This window comes from Priestia sp. 40, assembly GCF_049368575.1.
In the GTDB taxonomy this organism is placed as follows: domain Bacteria; phylum Bacillota; class Bacilli; order Bacillales; family Bacillaceae_H; genus Priestia; species Priestia zanthoxyli.
Map to the genome: position 1 here is coordinate 408,193 of NZ_JBMPZA010000005.1, position 24,476 is coordinate 432,668.

The 24,476-nt window shown below is 34.8% G+C and carries 27 protein-coding genes and 1 pseudogene; 11 read left to right on the forward strand and 17 right to left on the reverse strand.

Annotation, left to right across the window (positions count from 1 at the left end):
* Positions 1–370: 370 nt before the first annotated feature.
* The 3 genes from ACO1DI_RS03110 to ACO1DI_RS03120 form a co-directional block, all read right to left on the reverse strand.
* Positions 371–904 (reverse strand): SF0329 family protein, encoded by a 534-nt coding sequence (locus ACO1DI_RS03110; protein ID WP_423145075.1) that lies wholly within the window; start codon positions 902–904, stop codon positions 371–373.
* 149 nt (positions 905–1,053) lie between these two features.
* The gene (locus ACO1DI_RS03115; RefSeq protein ID WP_423145076.1) at positions 1,054–2,751 is read right to left on the reverse strand and encodes an MFS transporter; all 1,698 of its coding nucleotides are present in this window, start codon (positions 2,749–2,751) and stop codon (positions 1,054–1,056) included.
* A 68-nt stretch (positions 2,752–2,819) separates the two neighbouring features.
* Positions 2,820–3,452 (reverse strand): TetR/AcrR family transcriptional regulator C-terminal domain-containing protein, encoded by a 633-nt coding sequence (locus tag ACO1DI_RS03120; protein WP_423145077.1) that lies wholly within the window; start codon positions 3,450–3,452, stop codon positions 2,820–2,822.
* Positions 3,453–3,603: 151 nt separating this feature from the next.
* Here ACO1DI_RS03120 and ACO1DI_RS03125 point away from each other — a divergent pair, with 151 nt between their 5' ends.
* Both ACO1DI_RS03125 and ACO1DI_RS03130 read left to right on the forward strand, forming a co-directional pair.
* Complete coding sequence (locus ACO1DI_RS03125) at positions 3,604–3,756, forward strand: hypothetical protein (RefSeq protein WP_423145078.1); 153 nt, start codon at positions 3,604–3,606, stop codon at positions 3,754–3,756.
* On the forward strand, positions 3,743–3,937 hold the full coding sequence (locus ACO1DI_RS03130) for a hypothetical protein (RefSeq protein ID WP_014458846.1): 195 nt from the start codon (positions 3,743–3,745) through the stop codon (positions 3,935–3,937). The genes ACO1DI_RS03125 and ACO1DI_RS03130 overlap by 14 nt, the downstream gene beginning before the upstream one ends.
* A gap of 220 nt (positions 3,938–4,157) precedes the next feature.
* Here ACO1DI_RS03130 and ACO1DI_RS03135 read toward each other — a convergent pair whose 3' ends face one another.
* From ACO1DI_RS03135 to ACO1DI_RS03150, 4 genes are all read right to left on the reverse strand, one after another.
* Entirely contained in the window at positions 4,158–4,355 is a 198-nt protein-coding gene (locus ACO1DI_RS03135; RefSeq protein WP_033580050.1) for a ChaB family protein, read from the reverse strand.
* A 152-nt stretch (positions 4,356–4,507) separates the two neighbouring features.
* Positions 4,508–4,753, reverse strand: a complete 246-nt coding sequence (locus tag ACO1DI_RS03140) for a GH32 C-terminal domain-containing protein (protein WP_308015004.1) — start codon at positions 4,751–4,753, stop codon at positions 4,508–4,510.
* A gap of 92 nt (positions 4,754–4,845) precedes the next feature.
* The gene (locus ACO1DI_RS03145; protein WP_208733015.1) at positions 4,846–5,937 is read right to left on the reverse strand and encodes a DUF4179 domain-containing protein; all 1,092 of its coding nucleotides are present in this window, start codon (positions 5,935–5,937) and stop codon (positions 4,846–4,848) included.
* Positions 5,921–6,463 (reverse strand): sigma-70 family RNA polymerase sigma factor, encoded by a 543-nt coding sequence (locus ACO1DI_RS03150; protein WP_034267402.1) that lies wholly within the window; start codon positions 6,461–6,463, stop codon positions 5,921–5,923. Before ACO1DI_RS03150 ends, ACO1DI_RS03145 begins: the two co-directional genes overlap by 17 nt.
* Positions 6,464–7,805: 1,342 nt before the next feature.
* Between ACO1DI_RS03150 and ACO1DI_RS03155 the strand changes: the two genes are divergently transcribed.
* Positions 7,806–8,237, forward strand: coding sequence for a hypothetical protein (locus ACO1DI_RS03155; RefSeq protein WP_014458840.1), 432 nt, complete (start codon positions 7,806–7,808; stop codon positions 8,235–8,237).
* 99 nt (positions 8,238–8,336) lie between these two features.
* Positions 8,337–8,930, forward strand: a complete 594-nt coding sequence (locus tag ACO1DI_RS03160; protein ID WP_182421222.1) for a hypothetical protein — start codon at positions 8,337–8,339, stop codon at positions 8,928–8,930.
* 79 nt (positions 8,931–9,009) lie between these two features.
* Here the strand turns inward: ACO1DI_RS03160 and ACO1DI_RS03165 are convergent, their stop codons facing one another.
* From ACO1DI_RS03165 to ACO1DI_RS03175, 3 genes are all read right to left on the reverse strand, one after another.
* Positions 9,010–10,212, reverse strand: coding sequence for an iron-containing alcohol dehydrogenase (locus ACO1DI_RS03165; RefSeq protein WP_243556174.1), 1,203 nt, complete (start codon positions 10,210–10,212; stop codon positions 9,010–9,012).
* A 78-nt stretch (positions 10,213–10,290) separates the two neighbouring features.
* Positions 10,291–10,800, reverse strand: coding sequence for a GNAT family N-acetyltransferase (locus ACO1DI_RS03170; protein WP_226701537.1), 510 nt, complete (start codon positions 10,798–10,800; stop codon positions 10,291–10,293).
* 222 nt (positions 10,801–11,022) lie between these two features.
* Positions 11,023–11,364, reverse strand: coding sequence for a hypothetical protein (locus tag ACO1DI_RS03175; protein WP_226701538.1), 342 nt, complete (start codon positions 11,362–11,364; stop codon positions 11,023–11,025).
* Between the two features lie 680 nt (positions 11,365–12,044).
* Here ACO1DI_RS03175 and ACO1DI_RS03180 point away from each other — a divergent pair.
* Positions 12,045–12,236 carry a hypothetical protein gene (locus tag ACO1DI_RS03180; protein ID WP_013084390.1) on the forward strand — a complete coding sequence of 64 codons (192 nt, stop codon included), beginning with the start codon at positions 12,045–12,047 and terminating at the stop codon, positions 12,234–12,236.
* A gap of 398 nt (positions 12,237–12,634) precedes the next feature.
* On the opposite strand, the gene ACO1DI_RS03185 is transcribed toward ACO1DI_RS03180, so the two are convergent.
* Together ACO1DI_RS03185 and ACO1DI_RS03190 are read right to left on the reverse strand one after the other, a co-directional pair.
* A complete protein-coding gene (locus tag ACO1DI_RS03185; RefSeq protein ID WP_226701539.1) occupies positions 12,635–12,802 on the reverse strand; it encodes a hypothetical protein in 168 nt (55 codons plus the stop codon).
* 196 nt (positions 12,803–12,998) lie between these two features.
* On the reverse strand, positions 12,999–13,265 hold the full coding sequence (locus ACO1DI_RS03190) for a hypothetical protein (RefSeq protein WP_423145079.1): 267 nt from the start codon (positions 13,263–13,265) through the stop codon (positions 12,999–13,001).
* A gap of 709 nt (positions 13,266–13,974) precedes the next feature.
* Here ACO1DI_RS03190 and ACO1DI_RS03195 point away from each other — a divergent pair.
* Positions 13,975–14,688, forward strand: coding sequence for a hypothetical protein (locus ACO1DI_RS03195; RefSeq protein ID WP_014458832.1), 714 nt, complete (start codon positions 13,975–13,977; stop codon positions 14,686–14,688).
* Between the two features lie 50 nt (positions 14,689–14,738).
* Here ACO1DI_RS03195 and ACO1DI_RS03200 read toward each other — a convergent pair whose 3' ends face one another.
* Positions 14,739–14,885 carry a hypothetical protein gene (locus ACO1DI_RS03200; RefSeq protein ID WP_014458831.1) on the reverse strand — a complete coding sequence of 49 codons (147 nt, stop codon included), beginning with the start codon at positions 14,883–14,885 and terminating at the stop codon, positions 14,739–14,741.
* A gap of 43 nt (positions 14,886–14,928) precedes the next feature.
* On the reverse strand, positions 14,929–15,849 hold the full coding sequence (locus ACO1DI_RS03205) for a lysostaphin resistance A-like protein (protein WP_423145080.1): 921 nt from the start codon (positions 15,847–15,849) through the stop codon (positions 14,929–14,931).
* 932 nt (positions 15,850–16,781) lie between these two features.
* Between ACO1DI_RS03205 and bioF the strand changes: the two genes are divergently transcribed.
* Genes bioF through bioC form a run of 3 tightly spaced genes read left to right on the forward strand, consistent with a single transcriptional unit; the run spans position 16,782 to position 19,520 of the window.
* Positions 16,782–17,960, forward strand: coding sequence for an 8-amino-7-oxononanoate synthase (gene bioF, locus ACO1DI_RS03210; protein WP_423145248.1), 1,179 nt, complete (start codon positions 16,782–16,784; stop codon positions 17,958–17,960).
* A complete protein-coding gene (locus ACO1DI_RS03215) occupies positions 17,957–18,703 on the forward strand; it encodes an alpha/beta fold hydrolase (protein WP_423145081.1) in 747 nt (248 codons plus the stop codon). The genes bioF and ACO1DI_RS03215 overlap by 4 nt, the downstream gene beginning before the upstream one ends.
* Positions 18,696–19,520 carry a malonyl-ACP O-methyltransferase BioC gene (gene bioC, locus ACO1DI_RS03220; RefSeq protein WP_014458827.1) on the forward strand — a complete coding sequence of 275 codons (825 nt, stop codon included), beginning with the start codon at positions 18,696–18,698 and terminating at the stop codon, positions 19,518–19,520. Before ACO1DI_RS03215 ends, bioC begins: the two co-directional genes overlap by 8 nt.
* A 108-nt stretch (positions 19,521–19,628) precedes the next feature.
* Here the strand turns inward: bioC and ACO1DI_RS03225 are convergent, their stop codons facing one another.
* The 3 genes and pseudogenes from ACO1DI_RS03225 to murQ all read right to left on the reverse strand — a co-directional run bounded on the left by ACO1DI_RS03225 (position 19,629) and on the right by murQ (position 22,519).
* Complete coding sequence (locus ACO1DI_RS03225) at positions 19,629–20,111, reverse strand: PTS sugar transporter subunit IIA (protein WP_243550272.1); 483 nt, start codon at positions 20,109–20,111, stop codon at positions 19,629–19,631.
* Between the two features lie 78 nt (positions 20,112–20,189).
* Positions 20,190–21,596 (reverse strand): annotated as a pseudogene (locus tag ACO1DI_RS03230) (PTS transporter subunit EIIC); the annotation flags it as partial.
* Between the two features lie 32 nt (positions 21,597–21,628).
* Positions 21,629–22,519 (reverse strand): N-acetylmuramic acid 6-phosphate etherase, encoded by an 891-nt coding sequence (gene murQ / locus ACO1DI_RS03235; protein ID WP_423145082.1) that lies wholly within the window; start codon positions 22,517–22,519, stop codon positions 21,629–21,631.
* A gap of 381 nt (positions 22,520–22,900) precedes the next feature.
* Here murQ and ACO1DI_RS03240 point away from each other — a divergent pair, with 381 nt between their 5' ends.
* A complete protein-coding gene (locus ACO1DI_RS03240) occupies positions 22,901–23,092 on the forward strand; it encodes a hypothetical protein (RefSeq protein ID WP_316910279.1) in 192 nt (63 codons plus the stop codon).
* Between the two features lie 259 nt (positions 23,093–23,351).
* Positions 23,352–24,464 (forward strand): type II asparaginase, encoded by a 1,113-nt coding sequence (locus ACO1DI_RS03245; RefSeq protein ID WP_423145083.1) that lies wholly within the window; start codon positions 23,352–23,354, stop codon positions 24,462–24,464.
* Positions 24,465–24,476: the final 12 nt, after the last annotated feature.

The following is a 24,476-nucleotide window of genomic DNA, read 5'->3' on the forward strand; positions in this document are numbered from 1 at the left end:
TTGCTTTTTGTCTTCTAAATTCGTTTCTTTCCACAGATACCTCTCTCTCCATTTCATTTCTAAATTACGTATGTAAACTGTTTCCCATTTATGTATATGCTTTTTCAATAAGCAAGATAGAACTAAAAAATGAAAAGAGGAAAGGCACATATTTATACCATTCCCCTGCACAAAGGAAAAATGAATTTCCATTTTGTATTCCAGGAATATTGTAACACATCTATAAGTACTGTTTCTATCTAAAATATACTAAATAATGATATCTATATACCTAACTTAGTGCCCTGTGACAATTAAAATTTGTTTCTGTTATTTCATTAGCAATGACGTATATAGTCATTTTTGAATGTAATAGAAGTTCTGTTTATGTTCATTGGCTACTATGTATATTCTCTGCTTCACAACGTAATTTATAAAAATCCTGAACGAATGTGTTTTCTTCTAAAATGGATTCTTTCATTTTACGTAAAGTTCTTTTTCCTACACGACGGTCAAGCATACACAATATTTTTATTAACATATCATTCGACTCTAAAGATAATTCAATTGGTGAATTAAAATATTCCTCCAAAGCAGAAAAGAAATCATATTGTGCATAAATGCCTTCCGTTTTTAATTGTTCTTGAGCTTGTTCTTGGATTGCTCGATTATTAAAAACATTATCATAAGTAAAATCGTCTAACTGAATACGAATATCTCTTTCTCTATAATATTCTTCTTTTTCAGCAGTAATCGTACACATATTTAGCATTTCTACTTTATCAACAGTTATGCCAGCCCTACCTAACTGGTCATGTGCTTTTCGATAATTAATCACTTGAAAATCTACTCTTGAATGCAAAGATTCGCATACAAAACTCAGTAAACGTTTCTTTGCTTTGCTCCATTTTGGATGATACAGCAATAAACTCCCTCCCTTTCAACCTATTAAATTTTACCATTATAACATATCTGTGGTAGTAGAAAAGAAGTATATGCAAAAATTAAAAGAGCAAACTCTCTTACACGTGAGTTTGCTCTTTCTCTTCTTCATTCAAATTTCTTCAGTTTAACTTATTGTCCCATATCCTTCATCCTTTTAAGAGCTTTTCTATATTCTTGATCTTTCATATGCAGCATTTTATCAGGAGAAAATTTAGGCTTGCCAAACTTTTTTAAAGCTTCTCTATACTCGCTATCACCAATGACTTGATTCGAAACAATCTCTTTAGGCGAATGCTCAAAAACGGGAATAGCTTTTTTACTGTGAACCTCTTCGGTACTCAGTTTTTCTTTATTTTTTTCTTTATCATGCGACTTATGAGCCAGCTTGTGTCCTTTACCTGTTAAAAACATCAAAAACGAGAGAATGAATACCACAATGCTTAATACACACGAAAACGTAGAAAAGGTATGATACGTAATGATTTCAGATTTTACATGTAGAGACTGAGTAAAATTTTCTTTACTAGCAACCTGGCTCTCTGCGCTTACCGTCGCAAGGTGATCTTTATACACCTTTGCAAAAACAATACTGCTGATTACAGGGATGACTGCCGATACTGTCACTCTTATAAATTGAACCGTGACCATTCGAGGGACTAAACTTGGTAGCGGTCCGCCTAAAGCAGCACCCATAAGACCTGCAGCGACTGTGAACCCTACTCCTGCGATTAAAGCTGCGAAGCTACTAACAAAGAGAAAAGCTGAAGCATGACCGTCCACATACATCCACTGTATGTTTACTCCCATAATAATGACGGCTCCTATAATACCTAATACGCCCGGCCCGACTTTATCATATAATACGGCACTTAATATGGCCGCAATTACTATCCCGGCAAAAAGCCCGATATAGATCAGTGACATCTCTCCTTTATCAAAACCAGATCCGCTTTTAAGCAATCCTTGTAGGGATAAAAGAGTGAGACTCATACTAATATTTCCTATAACAGCGATTAAGATAGCGAGAGCTGGCTTTCGAGAAGCCACTAATCGAAAGGGAATTAAAGGATTTTTAATATGCCATTCTGCTATAAATAAAAAACATAAAAAAATGATGCTTCCTACTATGCCTATCCATACATAAGTAGATGCCCATCCTGATTTTTGGAGATTAAGTAATGTAAACGTAATAAATGCAGTAACCATAAACATTAACGCTACACCGATGATGTCAAATGGTTCATGATGTTTGTTCTGTTGCTTGGCGTGATCATTTGTTAAAAATTTGTAGCTGAAGCATATTCCCAGTAAGGAAAGTACGACCGCTATATAAAATAACCATCTCCAGTGTCCGTAGCTGTTCACTAACATTCCGAGAAAAATGCCCACAACGCTAGAGCCATAAAATCCGCCAATAAGAATCAGTAATGCCAAGTTCCGTTTATAAATCGGAAAAGAAAGAACCAGCATTGGAATCATCATCATAAGTGCTAAACCCGTTCCTGCCCCTTGTAAAAACCGACCAATGCCCATTCCTAGAAAGCTGTTAGAAGCAATACTTACGATAGCTCCTATAAGAAACAAACACATCGAAAGAACATAAGTACTCCTCTCCCCTAGCTCGTGTCGAAGAATCGGTCCAAACGGAATACAAAATGCAAAGCTTATAATCCCTATTAAAACCGGTGTTATCGAAATATAAGATTGATTGTTAAACGTTTGTTGGAGAATTTCACGTATAGAATTTAATGAAGTGTTTAACATTAAACCAGGACCAATAGCTAAAACTGCCAGTAAGGAAATCTCCCCGTGTTTTTCTATTTTCATACCACAATTCCTTTCTGCCTTTCATGATTGTAAAATATCTTTATTTCAACAAACTAAAAAATAAAGCTTCAGTAAGGAAGCTTTATTTTATTTTCTAAACCTGCCACTCGAATTGGCCCTAGAAGGGTTAAACGGGTTAATTTATCAGCCATAAATGCAGGGCTAAATTTCATATCGCTTTCTAACCAAGAACAAATGACACCTATATGAGCTGATGTGATATAGCTAATCAGGATATCTTTAGGAATATCAAGTCCATCCTCTGCTTCTCCAATCGAAGAGATGAGCTCTCCGTACACTCTCTTCTTTACAATTTCCGTCATATGACTTCTGAATTGAGGCAATCCTCGGTCACTTAGCATGACTTTAAAATAATCAGCGTGTTCGTAGATAAATTCAAAAAGCTTTAAGAAAGAAACAGACTCATCTTTTTCTTCTACTTCTGAGGAAGTCTCGTTATTTTGTTTAGGCTTTACCTGCTCTATTAGCTCTTCTAGAACTTCATTCATAACCTGAACAAGAAAGTCTTGCTTATCTTGATAGCGTAAATAAAATGTTCCTCGCGTTAACTCCGCTTTTTCCGTAATTTCTTGAATCGTAATGGACGTGACATCTTTCTCCTTAAGAAGTTCGACTAAAGCGTCTCTTAAGTATTTATTTGTTCTTTTTATCCTAGGATCTACTTTTGTTTTTTTAGACATAGTTGATCTCCTTGTATCACTTTTATTAATACATACGATGGACTATTTAAACTATACTGTATCGTCAACATACATTTTATACATAATGTAAACTAATGAACATCATGTATATTAAGTCTCACAAAGTATTGCCAATCTGTCAATATCAAAAATGGGTGCAGAACAAATCATTCCTTTGTTAGACACCGGTGGCGTGAACTCAAGAGTGAAATCTTTTGTAAAAACCTTCAAAAGAAATGGTATTAGAAATGAAGGAATAGTAAAAATTGATACTATGGAGGTGTTTTCTTATGAAAAAGTTTGAAGTAACGTTTCATTTAATCAATGGTGAAATCAGTCATATAGTTGAAACTAAATCACTTATTCGTGCAAAGAACTACATACAGTATAGATTTGAAGATAAAAGTAAAGTATTGGATTTGGCAAATGACTTGGTACTCGTTAAAAGCAACGTTCAATACTTTACCGTAGCTGAAAAAGAATAAGTAACGATATAAACGGGGCATGAATTGCTTGTTACACCGCTGTTAATTTCCGTGCAAGGCTTCGCTTTTCGCAGGCGGCAAATGAGCCTGCAGGAGTCTTTCGCCTTGCTGTCCAATTAACGGCTACAAGCACCTACATTCCCCCTCATAATAAAAAAGATCCGAACAGCTTATCATTCGGATCTTCCTTCCACTAAACTACTTTTAAGCTCTTTTCTCACTATTTTTTCACCCAGTTGTCATTACTATCCTTTTTGTACTTTGTTTTTACTGCATTCCACGCAACTTTATGCGCCGTAGCTTCTTCTTTGTATTCGTCACTGGCTGAATTAAATGCTTCTTTATAAATTTCCTGAGCATGATGAGGAAGATTATCTTTTACTCCATCAGGCAATTCTTTTAATGAATTGTAGGGCATATAGTATTCCTCCTTGAAAACGTCTTTTACTACTGATTTACCTGTTTTTAATGAGTATAAACATTTAATAAACTCTGAAAACGAATTGGAGTTTTGACTCTATAAAAAAGAACAGCACCTCTCTAGGAAGCCTGTTCTTCAAGTGAATCTAATTACCCTTTAAACATCAGCGGGGAAACGCCCTTACTTAAGTTCCATTTGCTTAAGGTAATCAATTCAATTTCTTGATCAGCAAAGAAACAAATACCTTTTGCATTTTCTACAGGATAGATTCTGCTCGTGATCACTTTCTCGCCTTCATTAATAAAAACTTCAATTGAAACCTCGTAAGAAAAAATAATAAAAAATTTTATCGATTTGACTTGATTTTTAATTGTAGTAGTAGCATTAGAGGGGATTTTTGTACACTATCTCTTTTAATACTTAATCATAGTAGGGTGATTCAAAAAAGTAAAAAGAGCTGGATATCAGCTCTTTTTACAAAATAAACTTATTGCGGTATTTTCACTTTAAAAGGTTTAAATTTAACTGGTTTTAAAGAGCCACCTTTAAAACCTATATCTCTTGACTCGCCGTTTTCATCGAATTCGACTCCTCCCCCGTCTGTTGGAAGAGATAAATAAGGAGTAACGTTTAATTCAGTAACATGTGAGTCAATTGGATCAAACTTTTTATTACTCTTAAACACTAGCTTATCTTTCACTTTTTGACCGCTTGCTCCACCTGAATGGCTTGTAATTTCCTTTCCATCTTGATCAACTACTTGGAATTCTATATATCCAACTCTGCTTAGTTCAAAGTCCTCTCCTTTTTCAGAACTCTCATAAGATATGTTCATACCTGTTTTACTTAAAGATAAGTCCTTAACATTAAGAGTGATGCCATCAACATTCTGTAATTGATTAATAGGAACCTTCTTAATATCCGTAATTTTTTTGATTGGATTTGAGAAATACCACGTTTCCCCATTTTCACCGTGTAAGATTAATCCAAGCTCAAAAGCATTTGGCATATCTTCGGATACGTTTATCTCCTGAATGGCCGTTCGAGTTGTGGCAGATTGAACTTTTTCTTCATATCCACCCGAAGATCCGTCAGGTGATTTTCCATTTATGGTAAAATCCATACCGCTACCAAAATAATATTCTCCCAATTTTTTTTCTGATTTTATGATATAACTAAGGCTAATGCCACTTTGGTCGTATAAAATTTCATCAAGCGTAACAGATATTCCATTAACAGTTTGGGTCTCTCCAACCTGGCTGGTCAGTCCATTTTTTTGAGCTTGTTTCAAACCAACGGAATTAGAATCTGCAAAAACAGAACCAATAAGAGGTATTTGAGACAAAGTGCTTGCTAAAGCTGGAGATTGATAAGAAGAAGCAACTAATAGTCCAAAAGCGACTGCCACACTAGACAAAGCATATAAGCCTTTCCTTTTTTTATTACTGATTTTATGGCTATATTTATAACTTACCTTGTTACCACTCATTTGTGATTCTGCTTGACTGATACCTGCTTGAATAGCTGACCGAACCTGTTCTTGTGGGAAATTTTCTACATGCTCATGAGATTCTTTCATTTAATTTATAGCTCCTTTCTAATTCACTTCTCAATTTTTTCTTTGCTCTACGTAGATACGTTTTTACTGTACCAACCGGTTTTTCCATCACGTCCGAAATATCCTGAATGGATAGATCATGGTAGTAAAATAAGATAATAGACGTTTGATAAGATGAATTAAGTTTAGATAATGCCTCAGTTAAATGAAAAGATTCAATTTCTTTTTCTTGTTTTTCATCTAACCTCTTTAATAATTCGTGTTCTTCATAAGGTACGATTTGTTCTCGTTTCTTTAATAGCTTGTAACACTCTCGAATAAGGATTTTAAATAGCCAGGTTGAAAAATATTCTGGTTCTCGCAAGTGACCTATCGCCAGAAAGGCTTTACATGCTGTTTCTTGGATAACATCAAGAGCATCTTCCTTTGTTCCAACATAAGAAAGAGCTTTATAATAAAGCATTTTCTCTTCTTGAAAAAGCAGCTCTTCAAAAGCTCTGCTGTCTCCGTTTATTGCTTGTTTTACTGTATGTATATTATGTTTCACAGTATTATCACTCCCTTCATTAATTAGAGTCGTCTCAACAAGCAAAAAGTTTCATTATCTCCATTTTTTTCAAAAAATATTTTATTTTTACTATCTATAAAGTAAAATATCAGCGATAAATACCCTATGCTCTTGTGAAAACGATTCGTGACATCTGTACATGCTGCATGAGAAGAATGGTGTGCTCCAAGTTTCAAGTTACTTAGATAATTGGATGGATGAGTCTGTTGCTTTGGATAAAACACATATCCCTTGTTTTATAATTAAAAGCATCATTATTTCTGATCCTCTTGCAGTAGTCATTTCTCAAATAAATAAATTCAAAGCCTTGCAATCCACATCCAAGAACGAAGAACAAGATGTTGTACTTACATAACAGTACGTGGAACTAAAAGTACGTATCTTTCGAAGGAGATTATAAATAAAAATAAAACGCTTTCATTTCTTATTCTATTCAATTGTTTTCTTTGTTAAAATGACATTATAGGGATTATAGCAGAAGGGCAGATGGGACATATGAGTACAAATCTATTGATCATTTTAGGGGTTATATTTCTGACAACAGTTGCTATCACTATTTTAATTAAGATTCCTGAAGAGGAATAAACTACATCATAAAATAAAATAAAAAGCCACCTCATTCTTTTGATATTAAAAAGTGAGATGGCTTTTTCGAATTTTAAGCATTGCAAAAGTTTAAGAAAGATTAGGTCTATAAATAATTATAGCATATTAATTGAAAGGTTGTCATACAATTTTAGATAGAAAGAATCCCCTTCTAGTAAGGTATATACGTAAACATTGTGTGAAAAAACAAGAATTTTATTATGTCGTTGCTGTACATACTACATTTTAAGGAATTCATATGATAGTTAATTAAAAAAGAACTCCACTTATGGTAATCAATGATATAATTACCTTTAACTGTATAAGAGGTGATTTTGTTGATAGAAGATTTATTTGGAGGAACACTACCGTTTTTGCCTTCCAAGGAAACAATGGCTGCTAAAAAGAAACTTAGTCTATTACGTAAGCAAAAATGGTTTAGAGCTGCTTAAGGAAGAACGGCTTAGCTGAGAAAGGATCTACGAACAATGAAAAAATCGAATAAAGATCACTTACTTTGGAACATGTTAAAGCTATGGATTTCTATACCTAGAAATATTCGTGTAGCATTTCTTTGGGCTTTTATTTTAGGAATCTCTTACTTGGGGTGGGTCAAGCTAGCCCACAGATTTATTTAGCATTAGTGATTTACCTCTACTAAAATTCATTTTAAGCAAACAAGAAGACTAGAAAAGATAAAAAGCTGAACTAAGTATAAAATTAAAGGAGCACTGTCTTGAGTCGTTTTATAAAATTAGTTGTTACTTCCCTTTTATCTACTGCTATTTTTGGTGCTGTCTACGGGATAATCAGCTTAACACCTGAAAGTGAAAAAGAACCTAATATTTATTACTTCAGCTTTACAGATACATTCGTATTTACATTCATGTATACTTTACCCGTTTATATAGTTGTTGGAATTATTTGTTCCTATCTAATTGATATGCTAGCACATAACAGGCAGACAAGAAAAATGTACTTGTCTAAACTCTTAATGTACTCGTTAGCAGGAATAGTTCCTGGTTTAGCATTTTACTTTCTGTTTGAAGGAATTCAGTTAGACTATCAATTGTTATTTTATTTTTTTGCCCTGGGTATTTTTGCATCTAATACTTTTTATCATGTTTTGCTACTTATAAATAAGGTTTTTAACAGAAAGAAAATTTAATTAAGGTTTGCTTTTGCTTCTAACGCAAACGTACATTATGGCACAGAAGGATTTTCATATATATTATAAAAAAGAATGATTTCAGGAAGAGGAAAATGTGTGAAAAGTAGTCGTTTGTTGCTTTTATCGTTAATGAGTAGTTTGTTAGTTATTTTAGTATCGTTGTTCCAGTGGGATCTCGTTGATATGATAACGGAATTTTTAATGTTGCCTGTTTGGTTATTTGTATATGCCTTCTTTATCATCATAACTGTATGGGCATTGATTCATCTTTTTAAAAATAGAAAGTGGCAGCCGCTTGTTATTCAGCTCATTACTATTATATTATGGTTCTTCTTTCCCTTTACTCAAGTCAACTTGGATTTGAACTTTAAAATCCATCAAGAGAAGAGAGAAGAAGCTGCGGCTAAAATAGAAAATGGCATGATTAAACCTAACGTACCCGATAGTCCATCACTTATTCAATTGCCAAAAGAGTATACTCAATTGTCTAAAGGCGGAGGCGACATTGAAGTAGAGACAAAAGGAAAGTCGACATCAATTCTTTTCTTTACGTACCGCGGGATGCTAGACAATTTCTCAGGATTTGTTTATGACCCAAATGATCATAAACCTTCAAAAAGCGATTTTGACGGAGATTTTAAACAGATAGAAAAAGTACATAAGAACTGGTATTATGTATCTTCTTATTAAAAATAGATACTACTTAAAAACTAGCCCCAAATCGTTAGACACTGTCTGACAATTGGGGCTAGTTTTTAATTTTCATTCTTTAATTCAAGCTCTCTACTTCAGAATGCCGTTTTTTATCTACACGGTCAAAGTAAGCTTGTTCAAGAATTTGCATATAATCAGCCTCGGTAATTAAGCGGACGTTACTTGGCGTTGAGTTGTTTTGCATAGCCAACTTTACAATGCTCGGAAAGTCTTCTTTCTTTACACCCTCTAGCTCTTTTAATTTAGGAATATTTAATGATTCTGTTAATTCTATAATTCCTTGAATTAATTTTTCAACAGCTATTTCATCTGAATCTGAATCTTTGGCAAAACTCATATACCTTGCTAATGTAGCATGCAGCTGCTTATTCTCCATAGAATTAAATCGTAATACGTATGGTAAAAATACTGCGTTAGCAACTCCATGCGGGGTATCATAAAGTCCTCCAAGCGCTTCTGCTAAGCAGTGTACCGAGGCAACATCTGCAGATCCAAAACAAAGGCCAGCTAAGAGACTTCCTTCCAGCATATCTTGACGAGCCGTTTCATTTTTACCATTGCGGAAAACGATAGGCAATGCTGAAACAATCGTTCTCATTGCTTGAGCCCCAAGCGCTTGTGAAATAGGATTTGTTACTTTACACGTATAACCTTCAATCGCATGAACGAGTGCATCAATGCCAGTCGCAGCCGTAACAGAAGGAGGAAGACTTAATGTTAGTTCAGCATCAAGAATCGCCAAGACAGGTCTTAATGAAGCATGTTTGAGCGTCATCTTTCGATGTGTAGATGCCTCCGTAATTACAGCAGACCGAGTAACCTCTGAGCCTGTACCTGAAGTAGTTGGAATACAAATAACTGGTGCAATGTTTGAATACAGAAGTCGGCCGTCTGCATAGTCAGATGGTTCTCCGCCGTTTGGGCCGCACAGCGCAATAGCTTTTCCTGTATCCATTGCACTTCCGCCACCAATGGCAACAACTGCATCTGCACCAAAGTCACGAAATAATTTAGCACCTGTCAAACAATTCGTATCTCGAGGGTTTTGTTCAATTGAGTCAAACAACAGCACACGGTAACCAGAAGCCTCCAAGGCAGTTACAATTGGTGAAACTAGTCCTGCACGAACCACACCTGGATCACTCACGACTAAAATTGATGAACCGATATTTAAAGATTTTAGCATTTCTGGTAATTCTCTAGCTTTGCCCATCCCTACCTCAATTTGTGTAGAACAAAAATAGTTATAAGATTTCATTTATATCCCTCCGGTTATCTAAACTTAAATACCTGTCTTAAGAAGCACTGTTTTTTCATTTCACCATGGCCTGTAAACTTACTTGTTCCACTCTGAAGCTAATATACCCATAAAATATGTATCTACGTACTTCCCATCCACATAGGCATGGTTTCTTAATTTCCCTTCGATAATAAAACCAATTTTTTCATATAGTGCAATTGCCTGTTCGTTTATTCCTCTTGTGGTTAAATAGATTTTATTTAGACGAAGCTGTTTAAATCCTAAATCAATCATTTGCTCCATAGCCATTCGACCATATCCGTGACCTCTAGATTCTGAAGATAGGAGAATTCCTATACTAGCTCTTCCATGTCCATGGTCTATATCCTTCAGAAATACCCACCCGACTAATTCTTTTTCATCGCTTTCAATTCCTAGAATTAAATCGTTGTTCATTCTTTTCTTTTCTACTTCTTGTACCACCTCTTCATAAGTTAAAGGTGTTCTGCCTATCATTCGTATTGCCCGTTCATCATTTAACCATTTATGTAAGTATTGAATGTGAGTAGTTTCAAATGGCGTAAGATGTATTCTTTTTGTACTCATTGATTTATCTTCTCCTTTTAAAAAGAGTTAACCATAAATTACAATTCATTCCATAAATATCGCTGACAAAGGTAAATGTGTATTTCTACTTACGATATACAACAGCCAAATTAAAATAAGTAGATGCATAATTGAATGAAGCCATTAATCTGTTTAAATAGAACATTTTTGTATATAATTCTGGAATCAATAAAAAAACCCTCTCCTAAATTTTACGTATAGTTAATCTTTGTCTTTAATTAGGGTTAATTCATCGGTTTGAGCTATTAAATCAATTATCTTATTTCCTTTTTCATAATAAGTCGAGGCCCCTTCTCGCTCCCTTTCCTTCCACCCTTTTGATTTAATCACTAATTTATATCCTGACGGGATGCCGTTTTCTTCAGAAGCTTTAGACCAATCATATATCGCTGTACGTTCTTTTCCTTTTACTAACTTTGCATTTTTAGGGACAGGAAAACCGAAAAACTTATCAGATGGGATATAGGCAAAGAATGTAACAAAATAAAAAATCGCTGCTCCTATTAGTAGAATTGCTGAAACGGTCGTCACGGCTTTTTTCAAAGTATTGCCCTTCTTTCAATGACATTTTTACAATGAGATGGATCTTATTGCATTAAGATTTCTGTTGTTTTAGATTTAAGCACCTTTTTGTACATTCGTCTTATAGAGCTTTTTCAACCAGGAATAAAGAATACATTCGCTAATTATAAAGAGAAGAACGCTTATAAACGTAGTGGCTAAAAACTCAAATATGTTAAGAATAGACATAGCGTGTCCCCACCACCAATATCTAAAATCCGTTCCGAACAAAACGAAATGAATAAAAAGAGAAATTGCCTGAACTTCCCCTACTGATCTATGAGATTTTATAATAAGTATTCTTCCAATAAAGAAACTAATTATGAAAGATAGAATAATGAATACAAAATAAAGAGAACTGGCCAATAAGGCTTCCTGTGGTGAATACATGGTAACCTCCTTTTACATTGATTATTTTACCATTAATTATAATTAAAGGAAGTTTTTTTAAGGATTTGCACCTTAAGAAATATTTAAATAAAAAAAGAATCCTTTTATAGCGTTGTTGACACATTGTTTCTCAAAAAACAGGATCAATTTTTCTCTAATCTAAGGTTGTTCCTTCTGATAAACCCTATTGCGTTATTCCGATGCAATAGAAGAAGGATTTTTACTTTTTAAGATAGAATAGTTTCTTAAAGAGTCATAAAGGAGTTGATTTTATGTCTAAACAAACAAAAGATATAAAAGAAATAAAGCTTTTGGATTCTCAAATTTACTTATGTGATGAAATTAGAAAGTTGTTGAGAAAAAAAGAAAAAAGAAGTCTAGCCTTTGAACAAGAGTATACAGAACATGATATATTACACATTGCTTTAAACAGATTAATGAGTGAGTTAATCTCTAGACATTAAGTATTTCATCTATTATATTTAATATTATTCGAAATAGATAAGTTCAATATAAAAAATAGACAGAATATTTCATCAATATCTTTATTTTGTAAACGCTTTTGTTTATACTAAGTATAGGTTGGATGGCATGAGTGGCTGTCATAGTATTTAGCGTAGGCGGGGCTGATACGAGGGAACAGGACATAGAAGAAATGTCCTTTTTTGTTTGGGCAACATTTGTTAGAAACTAGGAAATGTTATAAATTTGCTTTCAAACGCTTTTTTACTTAGTATGCTCTACCCAGTCTGGAAATTGAAAAAGACCACCTCTTCCCAGCCAAAAGAGGTAGCTTTTTTAAAATTGAATTAACAGCAGTCGTTAGATAATGCTTTATTGTATTTTGAGTAAGTTGCTTAATTTAAGAAACAGTATTCATAGACAACATATTCACCGCTTTTTCTAACAGTAAAATATCTTCTTCAACCATTCTTTTCATATTGTCGAGATCCAGTTGAATATATTCTTCTTTTAAACGTTCTAATTCCCTGACAAACAGGGATCCCGTATAGTACCTATAATTTGTCACTAATATTTATCCCCTTTGTATGCTCTTAATAGATGTAATTCCCCTTTATTTAGATTAACAACCAATAAATGCAAGATTTTTTCAAAAAAATCTTTCTCTGATGTAGGCAAAGGGTTTTTAACTTTATTAGAATAGGAAAAATACGTTATTAATGTGCCAGATTTTTAGTTTCATATACATACAACGTTTTATCGTTTTACTTTGATGTTAAATCAAATTTATCTTCTTTACCATTCCATTTTATTGTCACATGAAAAGGAGCGTTGCTGCTTTGGGTCGAACACCCACTGCAGCTTCCATTTAAATTAATTTTCCCTTCTGTCTCGTCATCCGTACCTGATAATTTGCTTGTTTCCCCTTCCACAACATAAGAAACTTTTCCTAATTTCTCTTTGTCTTTTCCTTTATAAATGATACTGCCTTGCCCGTTTTGAGTATTCTCGCCTTTATTTAAAAGATACAAAGCTTACCACTGATCCCCTTCCCCTTCAAAACGCACGCTTTTTTCCTTACTCACACAGCTACTCAATACTAATAAAAGAATAGACATGAATCCTAAAAACAACAAATTTCTTTTCAATTTTGAATCCTCCTACACGGTAAGAAATCATCCAAATCCTATTAGTATCTATTCTTCTTTTCAAGTAATTTAATTAATCTATTATTTTGTTTCACTATCGTTCTTAGCTTAGCTTCTAACGAACATAAAGTGATAAAGACGGCTATAAATCCTATAATGACAAAAAACATATTAGCTGATATCCCCTATACATCATTTTATTTTTAAATCAATATCTATATAATAACATTTTTTCTATATTTTATATCATAATGTTGTTTCTTAATTAACATAATAAATAGAAGGAATAGGAAAGCGTTCTCCTAAAGGAATCCTTCAGGGCCGCCATTTAAAAATTCTAGCTATACCAAAATACATAATGGATATGCCTTCACCCATGAACTCAACAGCTTTCCTTTATAATAAATACCTTGTCTCTAGCTAATAATAAGTAAGTAAAATATGTATATACTATCAACTAACACCATTCTTAAAAGTATGACGTTTACGAACATCTACCTATAATTGAGCAATGTTTCCATCTAAATCATGGTTTCTCTTCTTCTATTAAAGGGAATTAAACCCTAAAAGTGAACCTTAAAAGGAGACCATCATGGTTACAATTGAATCAATCATAATAGGTATTGTTTTTATTCTCATTCAACTATACGCATTAACGATTGTCGAACGTTCTCCAATCGGGGAACAAAAGCTGCTCTCATTATCAGGCGGTGTAGCTATTGCTTATGTATTTATTTATATCTTACCGACGCTTCATAAGAAACAAGAAGAGTTTGGAGGATCGCTAGCCCTTGATACTGAACTATATTTTCTTGGTCTTCTCGGCTTACTCGTCTATTTTTCGGTGTATTCATTTGCTCAGACAAAAGCAGCCACACACCTAACGGAACTGACCGTTTATATGGTACAGGCTAGTTTTTTTATGATTTATTCTTTTATCATTTCTTATGTCGTGTTTTCAACCGATGTTAAGCGAGTTGAATCAGTATTCTACGGACTGGCTATCAGCCTTCATTTTATCGGATGGTCTTACCATCTAGGAAAAAAACATCCGCGCTTACACAAAACTAGAGGTCGCTATATGCTGGCCGGAGCAACTTTTCTTGGGTCAATTCTGGGCGTTTTCGGACCCTCATCAGGACTGCTTATTGAGTCTATGATTGCTTTTAGTTCAGGTGCAATGTTATTTAACGTAATCAGTAAAGAGCTCCCTTTTGAAAAACATGCGCATTTGCCTACCTTTTTAATCTCATCTCTTGTCTACGCCGCTACAATGATTTCGTTAAAAGCTTTTTTCAACTGGTAGTTGCGAGGTGTTGGGACAAAATAAAAAGAGCAGCCATAAAGGCTGCTCTTTTAAAGTATGGTTTTTATTACTAGATACACTGCAGCAATCGATGCAAGAACGATAAGTACATTCAAAATGCGATGTTGAGTAGCTAAGTGGCCTCGCTTCATTTCTGCACGAGTCAATGGTTTATTTTCATCGTGATTTCCACTCACTCTATTACATCTCCTATCCTGTTTAGTTATTGGTTCTGCCAATTTAAGCAATAAGCTGATCTTTGTCAGCTGCTTCTTCCTTTTTTATCTTCCCTCTACATAAGATATAAAAAACACTAAACATAACAATCGACCAAATAAGATTAGCTACTGGCTCAGTGTTAGCTACCTTAAACAAACTCGGTATAGATCCGAAAACAGAATCGTCCGTTGTAAGGAATAAAGCGAGAAACATGTTATTGGCTGCGTGTGCGCCAATGGTAATTTCTAAGCTTTTTGTTTTAATCGCGATATATGTAAGAGCAAAACCAGCTACAATATAATCTAGTCCCACCAATATAATGGATTTATTCATTTCAGGATTAGCAAAATGACCTATTGAAAACATTAGCCCAACAATAATAGCAAGTAAAATTGGACGCTTCACTTTCTTACTCACCCATTGAAGAAGAAGTCCTCTAAAAAACAGCTCCTCCGTTGTTGTTTGAATAGGTACTAATAAAAGCGTGATCAGTACTAACAGGGCATACTCTTTTAAACTTACATGATTCCATGAATAATCCGAGTGGTTAAACACGACATCAATTAATTGTGAAACGATTAGTAACAGACTAAAAGCTCCAAAAGACCATATTACTTTCTTCCAGTTCACACGTTTGTTAGCAGTGATTAGTGATTTCATTTTTCGTTTGTGAATAAAACGAATCCCGATCCATAAACCAAAAATCCAGCATATGTACATAATATGAGACAACAGAAAATCAAAATTAGCATTGATTCCTACAGCTACCCCACTATCAAAATCAACATATGATTTTCCACTTTCATCTGCTGCAACCATTATCATTTCAGCAATAATATAAATAATTGATCCTAACAGCATAAACACAGAAGCAAGGATTGTTGTACTTACATAACGCTTCCAGCTATTTTTTCCTTCTTCCACATTTAAATAGTTTTTCATTTTATTCTTACTCCCTCAGCCTTCTCTTCTCAACTACATCGTTCTTCTCTACTTCGTTGTTGTCTAGGCAATCTAAAAATCTATTAGGACCCGAAGTCCTTCCATCATTTTAACTACCGCCTGCTTTTTACCTTTGAAGATAAGGAAAGAGACTGACAATATGAAGACATTACAACTCTACCCATTACCTCTTTATATAAAATTTAGCGTCTTAAAAGCCGTTAAAAAACAGCTTTTTCTAAAAGAAGACTCGACACCAAGTCATCGTTAACCTTTATATCCTGCTCATACGTGCCCGCATACACATAATTTTGAAGAAAATACTTGCTACTCAAGAATATATATCCTAGAACAACCAAAATAAATATTTTTTTCAACATCGTCCTCACCTTTTTATCTAAAGTTTTCCCCTCACGACTGCTACCACAACCGCTAAGGGCTTATCCATAAACAGCTTTTCATTTTTAAAAATTAGCTACCATTCTATCTAACATCGCAAAAATGTATTTAAGTTACAAATATATTACATTATTATTACAAATGTAACAATTACATTATAACTAAGAAAAAGAGGATAATCAATATGAAGTGTTGAGTAACGCAAATAAAATTGATAGATTAATATGATGCGTGTAAATAAATCAAAAACATGTTGGAAAAGACGTTTATTATTAAACAGGAATATTTAAAGAACAAAAGAGCAAACTCCCTACCATTAGGAGTTTTCTTCTTTTATTTAAGAGATTTTATAACCTCTTTCATCTCATGTAGTGTTGAGATTTTTCAAGTAATAAGCTATAAACTACGTCTCCTGATTTAACATGACACTTAACCATTTCATCTTGACACTCTTCTAAAGGAGTGATTAGATATATATGTTAACTATTTATAAATTAAAGTTAACTTATTTCATTGTCGGTGGTGAGAGTGTATTGTATTGGGAAGAAGATATCAAGAGAGAACTTGCCTATTTAGATGAGATTTTTCAAAAACGGTACCTTGTTACGACAGAATTTGCTGAAGAACCATGGCTTACAGTCAATGGACATAGGATGTTGAACCTTGCCTCTAATAACTATTTAGGCTACGCAGGAGATAAGGGGCTGAAGAAAACAATGAGTGATGCTGTGATGACATATGGAATAGGAGCAACAGCTTCACGCTTAATAGTAGGAAATCACTCTCTTTACGAGAAAGCAGAAAGAGCACTTGTTAATTGGAAAAAAGCTGAGGCAGGACTTATTATCAATAGTGGTTATAATGCAAACCTAGGAATCATCTCAGCCTTGGTTCCGCGTAATGGCTTCATCTTCAGCGATAAGTTAAATCATGCAAGTATCATTGATGGGGCCCTACTGAGCCGTGCAAAACTTCAGCGCTATCGCCATAACGATATGAACCACCTAGAAAATTTATTAAAAAAAGTTCCCTTGGAGTCACGGAAGTTAATTGTAACAGATACTGTTTTCAGCATGGATGGTGATTTCGCCAAGCTCAAGGAGCTTGTTAAATTAAAAGAGCAGTATAACGCCCTACTAATGGTTGATGAGGCTCATGCAAGCGGTATATACGGAAAAAATGGTGGAGGATATGCGCATTTTCTCGATCTACAAGATAAAATTGATATTCAAATGGGAACGTTTAGTAAAGCGCTAGGGTCATTTGGAGCTTATGTTACCGGAAAACAGTGGCTCATAGATTATTTAAAAAATAAAATGCGAGGACTCATTTATTCAACTGCTCTTCCCCCTGCTATACTCGGTGCAATAACGGCTGCAATTGAAAAGGTGCAACAAGACACAGGGCGTCGCGCACTTCTTCAACAACATGCACTATTTTTCAGGAAGGCCCTTACATACGAAGGATTTAACACATGCAAAAGTCAATCTCAAATCATTCCAATTTTGACGGGAGAAAACAAAAGAACAATGCAGTTTGCAGAGCGTTTACAGAAAGAAGGAATTGCTGCTATTGCAGTTAGGCCTCCTACTGTTCCTGAAAATAAAGCAAGAATTCGTTTTACTGTAACAGCCGATCATACTCGAGAAGATTTAAATTGGGCCATAAAGAGAATTTCTCTAATTGGAAAAGAAATGAGTGTGATTCAATGAAACAAGCCACTATTATAATATTTCCCGGATGGGGAATGGAAAAAGCAGCGTTTCATCCGATCATAAAACCATTGTCTACTATATGTAACGTTTTGTGTACAGACTGGAGAGGTGTAAAAGAACTAAGTGACTTTAGAGAACGAGCAATCCAATTGCTTACTTCTACTCAAGGTACTGTTTATTTAATGGGTTGGTCATTAGGTTCCCTTGTAACGCTTGAACTTGCAAGTTTATACCCTAACAAGATAGAAGGACTCATATTAATTGGCGGAACTAGTCGCTTTACAAACGACATGCATAATACATTTGGATGGGAGCAACGCATCGTTGAACGTATGAAAAAACAACTACAGCGTAATAAAGAAAAAACCCTTACTTCATTTTATAACGCTATGTTCACTAAATCTGAAAAAGAAGAAGAATTTCATCATCAATTTATTGAAGTTGTTCAGCGTGATTATCAAGGAGACAGTACGTACTCCCTCCTTACAGGGCTAGATTATTTACTCCAAAAAGATGTTGGAATGCAACTCAATCAAATTCAAACTCCTTGTTTGTTGATCCATGGAAGAGATGATCAAATATGTTTGCCTGAGTCTTCTTCTTTCATAGCTGAAAGAATTGGTGGAAAAGCGCAGCTGTGTATTTTAGAAAAAGCTGGCCATATTCCTTTTTTTACAAAGCCTCAGCACTGTACGCAACTTATAGAAAAATTTCTCGAAAAGGAGCTCATTTATGATTAATAAGCAACTTTTAAAGAAAAGATTTAATAATCATGCTAAAACTTATGATGCTTATGCCGATGTACAAAAAAGCATGGCAAACCAATTAATAGATCAGCTTTCCACCAATTTCTTTAACCAGGAAATAGCTATTCTTGAAATTGGCTGCGGCACGGGTTATTTAACACAGTTATTATGCGAAAAATTTCCTAAGGCTGCTATTACAGCAGTTGATTTGTCATCAGGAATGATGGAGTTAGCAAAGAAAAAAGTAACGGAAGATCGAGTTTCTTTCATATGCGGAGATATCGAGGAAATAAGTATAGAAGGACATTACGACCTTATTATTTCGAATGCAACATTTCAGTGGTTTAATAGTCTTCATACGACAATCAAAAAATTGTATAAACAACTTAAGCCTACAGGCAGCCTGCTATTTTCAACCTTTGGAAATCGTACATTTCAAGAGCTTCATTCATGCTACAGTCATGCGAAACAAAGGCTTGGTCTTTTCAGTAACAGTTCACCTGGCCAATTGTTTTTTTCTCTTGAAGAGTTGTCTCAAATTTGTGAACAAGCATTAGTTCCATTGAGAGAGGATCCATTTAAACTATCAAAAATGGAGAAACTAGAGATTCAATACTTTCCGACGGTCCAGGAATTTTTTACATCAATAAAAAAGATTGGAGCAAGTAACAGTAACGAGGAAAGCTACTGTCAGCGCCCTTCCTTTTTTCGTGAGTTAATCAATTTATATGAAAATAATCATCGTGACGAAAATGGCGTAAAAGTAACCTATCATTGCTTAATGTTTAATATTACAAAAACGAACCAATAGCCAATCCAGCCCTGGTTACTCTCTAGAAGTGATGAATTGCTGCCAGTAAAAAAGGGTACTCTTCTATGTAGAAAAGTACCCTTAAATAATCAATTAGATTTAATTAACTTACTGTTTTTTAGAAACTAGCTCAATAATATTTGTTATACCTTGCTCATTGTACCCTGTTTTTAATAACTGTATTTGATTATGTTCAGATAAATTTGTAAAAATGATTGGTGTAACAAGTGATTTAGCATTTTCTTTAATGTAGTTTAGGTCTATTTTTAAAAGCGGGGTTCCTTGTGTAACCTTTTCTCCCTCTTTAATTAGACATGTAAACCCTTTCCCATTCAAGTTCACTGTTTCTAACCCTACGTGAATTAATAACTCTAGATCATGATCTGTTTTTAGACCTATGGCATGTTTTGTAGGAAAGATGCTAACAACCTCCCCGTTGATAGGAGAAACAAGAGTATTATTAGTTGGTTCGATGGCAAAACCGTCTCCCATCATCTTTGAAGAAAAAACGGCATCAGGGACTCCTTCTAGAGGCACAATATATCCATCAAACGGAAGTTTGAATGCGCTTTCTAAAGTTGTATCGTTCATTTCTTTTTTCTCACCTGTTGCAGCAACTTCAGTTTTTGTCTTCGCTTCAGGTACTTCTTTGTTATTAGAGCCTTCTGTGATAGCCTCTTTTGGTATGCCAAATAAATATGTGCAGATGAATCCTCCAGCATATCCTGCAAGTAAGCCAATGATATATTTTAGCCATAAACCGTGAGCAATTAATGGAATTAAAGCTAGACCAGATGGACCGATAGCGATGGAACCAACGTTTCCGAACATTCCAATTACGGCTCCTCCAATTCCTCCACCGATACAAGCCGTAATGAACGGGCGTCCTAATGGAAGAATAACTCCGTAAATAAGTGGTTCTCCAATACCTAATATTCCGACAGGAAGAGCCCCTTTAATAATGGTAACAAGTGATTTATTTTTACGACAACGAATCCAAAGTGCTAAAGTTGCACCTACTTGTCCAGCACCAGACATGGCAAGAATCGGAAGCAAGATGGTCATACCAGCTGTGTTAATCATTTCAATATGAATAGGGATTAATACTTGATGCAGACCTAGCATCACCAATGGTAAAAATGCCACTCCTAGTACAAAACCTGCAAAAACCCCTCCACGTTCAAGAGTCCAATCTATGCCTCCAATTAAATTACTAGAAATTAGACCTGCAAAAGGCATAATAAAGAAAATCGTTAGCAATCCAACAATCAGAAGAGCAACTGTAGGTGTAACAATAATATCGATTGCATCGGGAATAAATCGACGTAAGAATTTTTCTAAAAATGAGAGTAACCATACAGCAATCAAAACGCCAATTACCCCGCCTTGCCCAGCAGTTAGAGGCTGATTGGTAAAGATATTCATAATAGGAAATTCTTCTGTAACTCCCGTTAAAAGGGTGATACCTCCGATAACTCCACCTAGGGCCGGAGTAGCCCCAAACTCTTTTGCTGCGTTAATCCCTACATAAATAACTAAATAGCTGAAAATTGCATTTTTAATCACATTAAGAATCGTAACGTATTGTTGCCAATTATCTTTATCAAGGTCTCCCGCGGTTATGCTGTTGGCTAAAATAGAAGCAATACCAGCTATCAAACCTGCGCCTACGAATGCTGGAATGAGAGGGATGAAAATGCTTCCAACTTTTCGTAAAAAATTTTTAAATGGCGTATTGTTTTTCTTTTTCAGCTCAGATTTCATATCTGCACCTTTTGAAGTCAAATCTTCAGATGAAGCTTTTTCTTGCGAAGGAGCTGTTGAATCTTCTTGAAGTACAATACCAAATTGTTCAGCAACTTTCGTAACTACTCCTGGTCCTAGAATAATTTGATACGTATCATCATCGACAACCCCTACCACTCCTTTCACTTGTTTTATACTCGCTTCATCAATTCTATTATGATTCACCGGTGTGACTCGGAGTCTTGTCATACAGTGTGTATAATTCGCTATATTAGAACTGCCTCCAAGAGCTTGAAGCAGTTCTTTAGCTGTTTGATGATGTTTGCTCATAGTTGTTCCCATCTCCCTTATAGTTTCGCTACTTAATTCACGATTGCTTGACGGATAAATCCTTGTGTTTGTTCTAAGCAATGTAAAGCTTCCTCATATGAAAGTCCTGTTAAAATCATGACTATAGCAAGCTTAGAATTACAATTTGCTTTTGCTAAGTACTCTTCTGCCGTATCATACGTGCATGAAGTTGCTTCCATCACAATTCGTTTTGCGCGTTCTACGAGCTTTTCATTCGTCAGCTGAACGTCTACCATTAGATTTCCATACACTTTTCCGATACCTACCATAGAAGCTGTCGAAAGCATGTTACAAACCAATTTTTGTGCTGTTCCGGCTTTCAAGCGAGTAGAACCTGTTAATACTTCAGGACCATTTACTACTTCAATTGCAATGTTTGCTACTTTTCCAATATCAGAATCTTTATTGCAGCTAACTGCTATTGTTTGAGCTTCAATTGAGTTAGCATATTCTAATGCTCCAATGACATAAGGTGTACGACCGCTTGCTGCAATCCCCACAACAATGTCCGCCTTAGTAAGTCGAATGTTTTGTAAGTCTTCCATGCCTAACTCTTTACTATCTTCTGCTCCTTCTACTGCTTTAATAAAGGCTTTTTCTCCGCCGGCAATTAAGCCTACTACTTCATCTGGACTTGTACCAAATGTAGGCGGACACTCAACAGCATCAAGCAAGCCGATGCGGCCACTAGTTCCTGCACCTATATAAATAAGGCGCCCCCCTTGTTTCTTAGCTTCTATAATAGCTTCTACAGCTTTTGCAATAGAAGGAAGTTCTTTTTTTATCGCACTCGCAACTTTTTCATCTTCTTCATTCATGGTTGTAAGAAAATCAAAAATGGACATTTCATCCAGATTCATTGTTTTTTCATTACGAGTCTCAGTAGTTAAATGTTCAAGCATTACTTATCATCCTATCTTTGTTTTTGTTTAAAATCGTTCTCAAGTACAGAATAACGCCTTTGAAATTAAATTTCAATAATTATTTTAAAATGTTAAAATTTAATTTCAAAAGCTATAGTAATATGTGACTTTGAACAAACATCATATGCCTGAATTTTAGTAAATAAGACAACTCTCACCGTATAAATATCAAGCATGTCTTATATCAATAATGACTCCTTCCCTGCTGCAGTAAGGATTTTTTTTATAAACGTTCCTATTAAAATCATTATTTTCATCCCTATATAGAGACTACATTATGTTAAATGGGTAAAAAAGCGAAAGGATTTCCATCTTTTAAAATAGACTAGTTCCTTAAAAGGTTATAAAGGAGCCGAACTCATGTCTAAACAAATAGAAGATATAAAAGAAATAAAGCTTTTAGATTCTCAAGTTCACTTATGTGAGAAGATTAGAAAATTGTTAAGAGAAAAAGAAAAAAGAAATCTACCTTTTATACAGGAATCTACAGAACGCGATATCGTGCACATTGCTTTAAACAGGCTAATGAGTGAATTAATCTCTAGACACTAAATATATAGGAGCGCATTCATCAAGCAGACGAATAACTAATGACAAAGCAATCTGGATGCTACTAGACTGCTTTACCCCTTTCTGAAATCCGTTTTGCGTTTATATCATGTATCTTAGAAAACAGAAAAAACAAGAAGGATCTCATAAGAATAATGCGTTTATCTATTTATTCTTTGTGCGGACAAATGATTGGATATTTTAAATTCACCTTACCAATAATACCGTTATATGTCTTTTGCGTAAAAGGAGCTAAGTAACGATGAAACTGAAAACAATAGTAATTATCACCTTTTTATCAAGCGTTATCTTATTTTCGGGACCTTTATCATTGGTCAATGCATCAGTAAATGATTCTAAAATGACTGTAAAACATTCAGTGAAAGAAGAGCTGCCCAATATAAAGATTTTGGCCACTGGAGGTACAATTGCAGGCTCTTCTGCGAGCAGCACAGACACAACTGGATATGAATCAGGAGCTCTTGATATTAAAACCATCATTAAAGCTGTTCCTGAGTTAAAAAAACTAGCGAATGTAAGCGGAGAACAAGTCGTAAATATCGGAAGTCAAAATATAGATAACACCATTCTGTTAAAGTTAGCAAAACGAATTAATACACTATTAGCGTCTAAGGACGTTGACGGGATTGTCGTGACACACGGATCTGATACGATGGAGGAAACGGCTTATTTTCTAAACTTAGTAGTAAAAAGTGAAAAACCTGTAATTGTGGTTGGTTCAATGAGACCAGCTACCGCTATAAGTGCAGATGGGCCGCTAAACTTGTATAATGCAGTGAAAATTGCTTCTACAAAAGAAGCACGAAATAACGGCGTTTTAGTAGCGCTTAACGATCGAATTGGCGCAGCCCGCTATATAACAAAAACGCATACAACGGCAGTTGATACGTTTAAATCTCCTGAACAGGGATATGTAGGAGAAATAGCTGGAGATCAGGTATTATTTTATAATAAAGCAACTCGTAAGCATACAGCGCAATCAATATTCGATGTATCAAAATTAGATAAGCTTCCTCAAGTAGACATCATATATGGGTATCAAAACGACTCTAGGAACTTTTATGATACGGCCGTAAAAGCCGGAGCAAAAGGAATAGTCGTCGCAGGAGCAGGAAATGGGCTGCTATCTGATGCTGCCCTAACAGGTGCTAGAGATGCGGTAAAAAAAGGCATAGTTATTGTTAGATCTAGCCGCGTAGGAAGCGGGGTTGTGACACATGAAGAATCAGATGATAAAGATAAGTTTGTTACATCCGATTCATTAAATCCACAAAAAGCCCGTATTCTTTTAATGCTTGCTTTAACGAAAACAAAGGACCCTAAAAAGATTCAAGAATATTTTAATGAGTATTAATCAAAAATATCT

Coding starts and splice junctions, on each gene's coding strand:
- ACO1DI_RS03115 (WP_423145076.1), bottom strand. CDS start 2,751: ATGAAAATAGAAAAACACGGGGAGATTTCCTTACTGGCAGTTTTAGCT.
- ACO1DI_RS03120 (WP_423145077.1), bottom strand. CDS start 3,452: ATGTCTAAAAAAACAAAAGTAGATCCTAGGATAAAAAGAACAAATAAA.
- ACO1DI_RS03125 (WP_423145078.1), top strand. CDS start 3,604: ATGGGTGCAGAACAAATCATTCCTTTGTTAGACACCGGTGGCGTGAAC.
- ACO1DI_RS03130 (WP_014458846.1), top strand. CDS start 3,743: ATGAAAAAGTTTGAAGTAACGTTTCATTTAATCAATGGTGAAATCAGT.
- ACO1DI_RS03135 (WP_033580050.1), bottom strand. CDS start 4,355: ATGCCCTACAATTCATTAAAAGAATTGCCTGATGGAGTAAAAGATAAT.
- ACO1DI_RS03145 (WP_208733015.1), bottom strand. CDS start 5,937: ATGAAAGAATCTCATGAGCATGTAGAAAATTTCCCACAAGAACAGGTT.
- ACO1DI_RS03165 (WP_243556174.1), bottom strand. CDS start 10,212: ATGAAATCTTATAACTATTTTTGTTCTACACAAATTGAGGTAGGGATG.
- ACO1DI_RS03170 (WP_226701537.1), bottom strand. CDS start 10,800: ATGAGTACAAAAAGAATACATCTTACGCCATTTGAAACTACTCACATT.
- ACO1DI_RS03180 (WP_013084390.1), top strand. CDS start 12,045: ATGTCTAAACAAACAAAAGATATAAAAGAAATAAAGCTTTTGGATTCT.
- ACO1DI_RS03195 (WP_014458832.1), top strand. CDS start 13,975: ATGGTTACAATTGAATCAATCATAATAGGTATTGTTTTTATTCTCATT.
- ACO1DI_RS03205 (WP_423145080.1), bottom strand. CDS start 15,849: ATGAAAAACTATTTAAATGTGGAAGAAGGAAAAAATAGCTGGAAGCGT.
- ACO1DI_RS03215 (WP_423145081.1), top strand. CDS start 17,957: ATGAAACAAGCCACTATTATAATATTTCCCGGATGGGGAATGGAAAAA.
- bioC (WP_014458827.1), top strand. CDS start 18,696: ATGATTAATAAGCAACTTTTAAAGAAAAGATTTAATAATCATGCTAAA.
- ACO1DI_RS03225 (WP_243550272.1), bottom strand. CDS start 20,111: ATGAACGATACAACTTTAGAAAGCGCATTCAAACTTCCGTTTGATGGA.
- murQ (WP_423145082.1), bottom strand. CDS start 22,519: ATGCTTGAACATTTAACTACTGAGACTCGTAATGAAAAAACAATGAAT.
- ACO1DI_RS03240 (WP_316910279.1), top strand. CDS start 22,901: ATGTCTAAACAAATAGAAGATATAAAAGAAATAAAGCTTTTAGATTCT.
- ACO1DI_RS03245 (WP_423145083.1), top strand. CDS start 23,352: ATGAAACTGAAAACAATAGTAATTATCACCTTTTTATCAAGCGTTATC.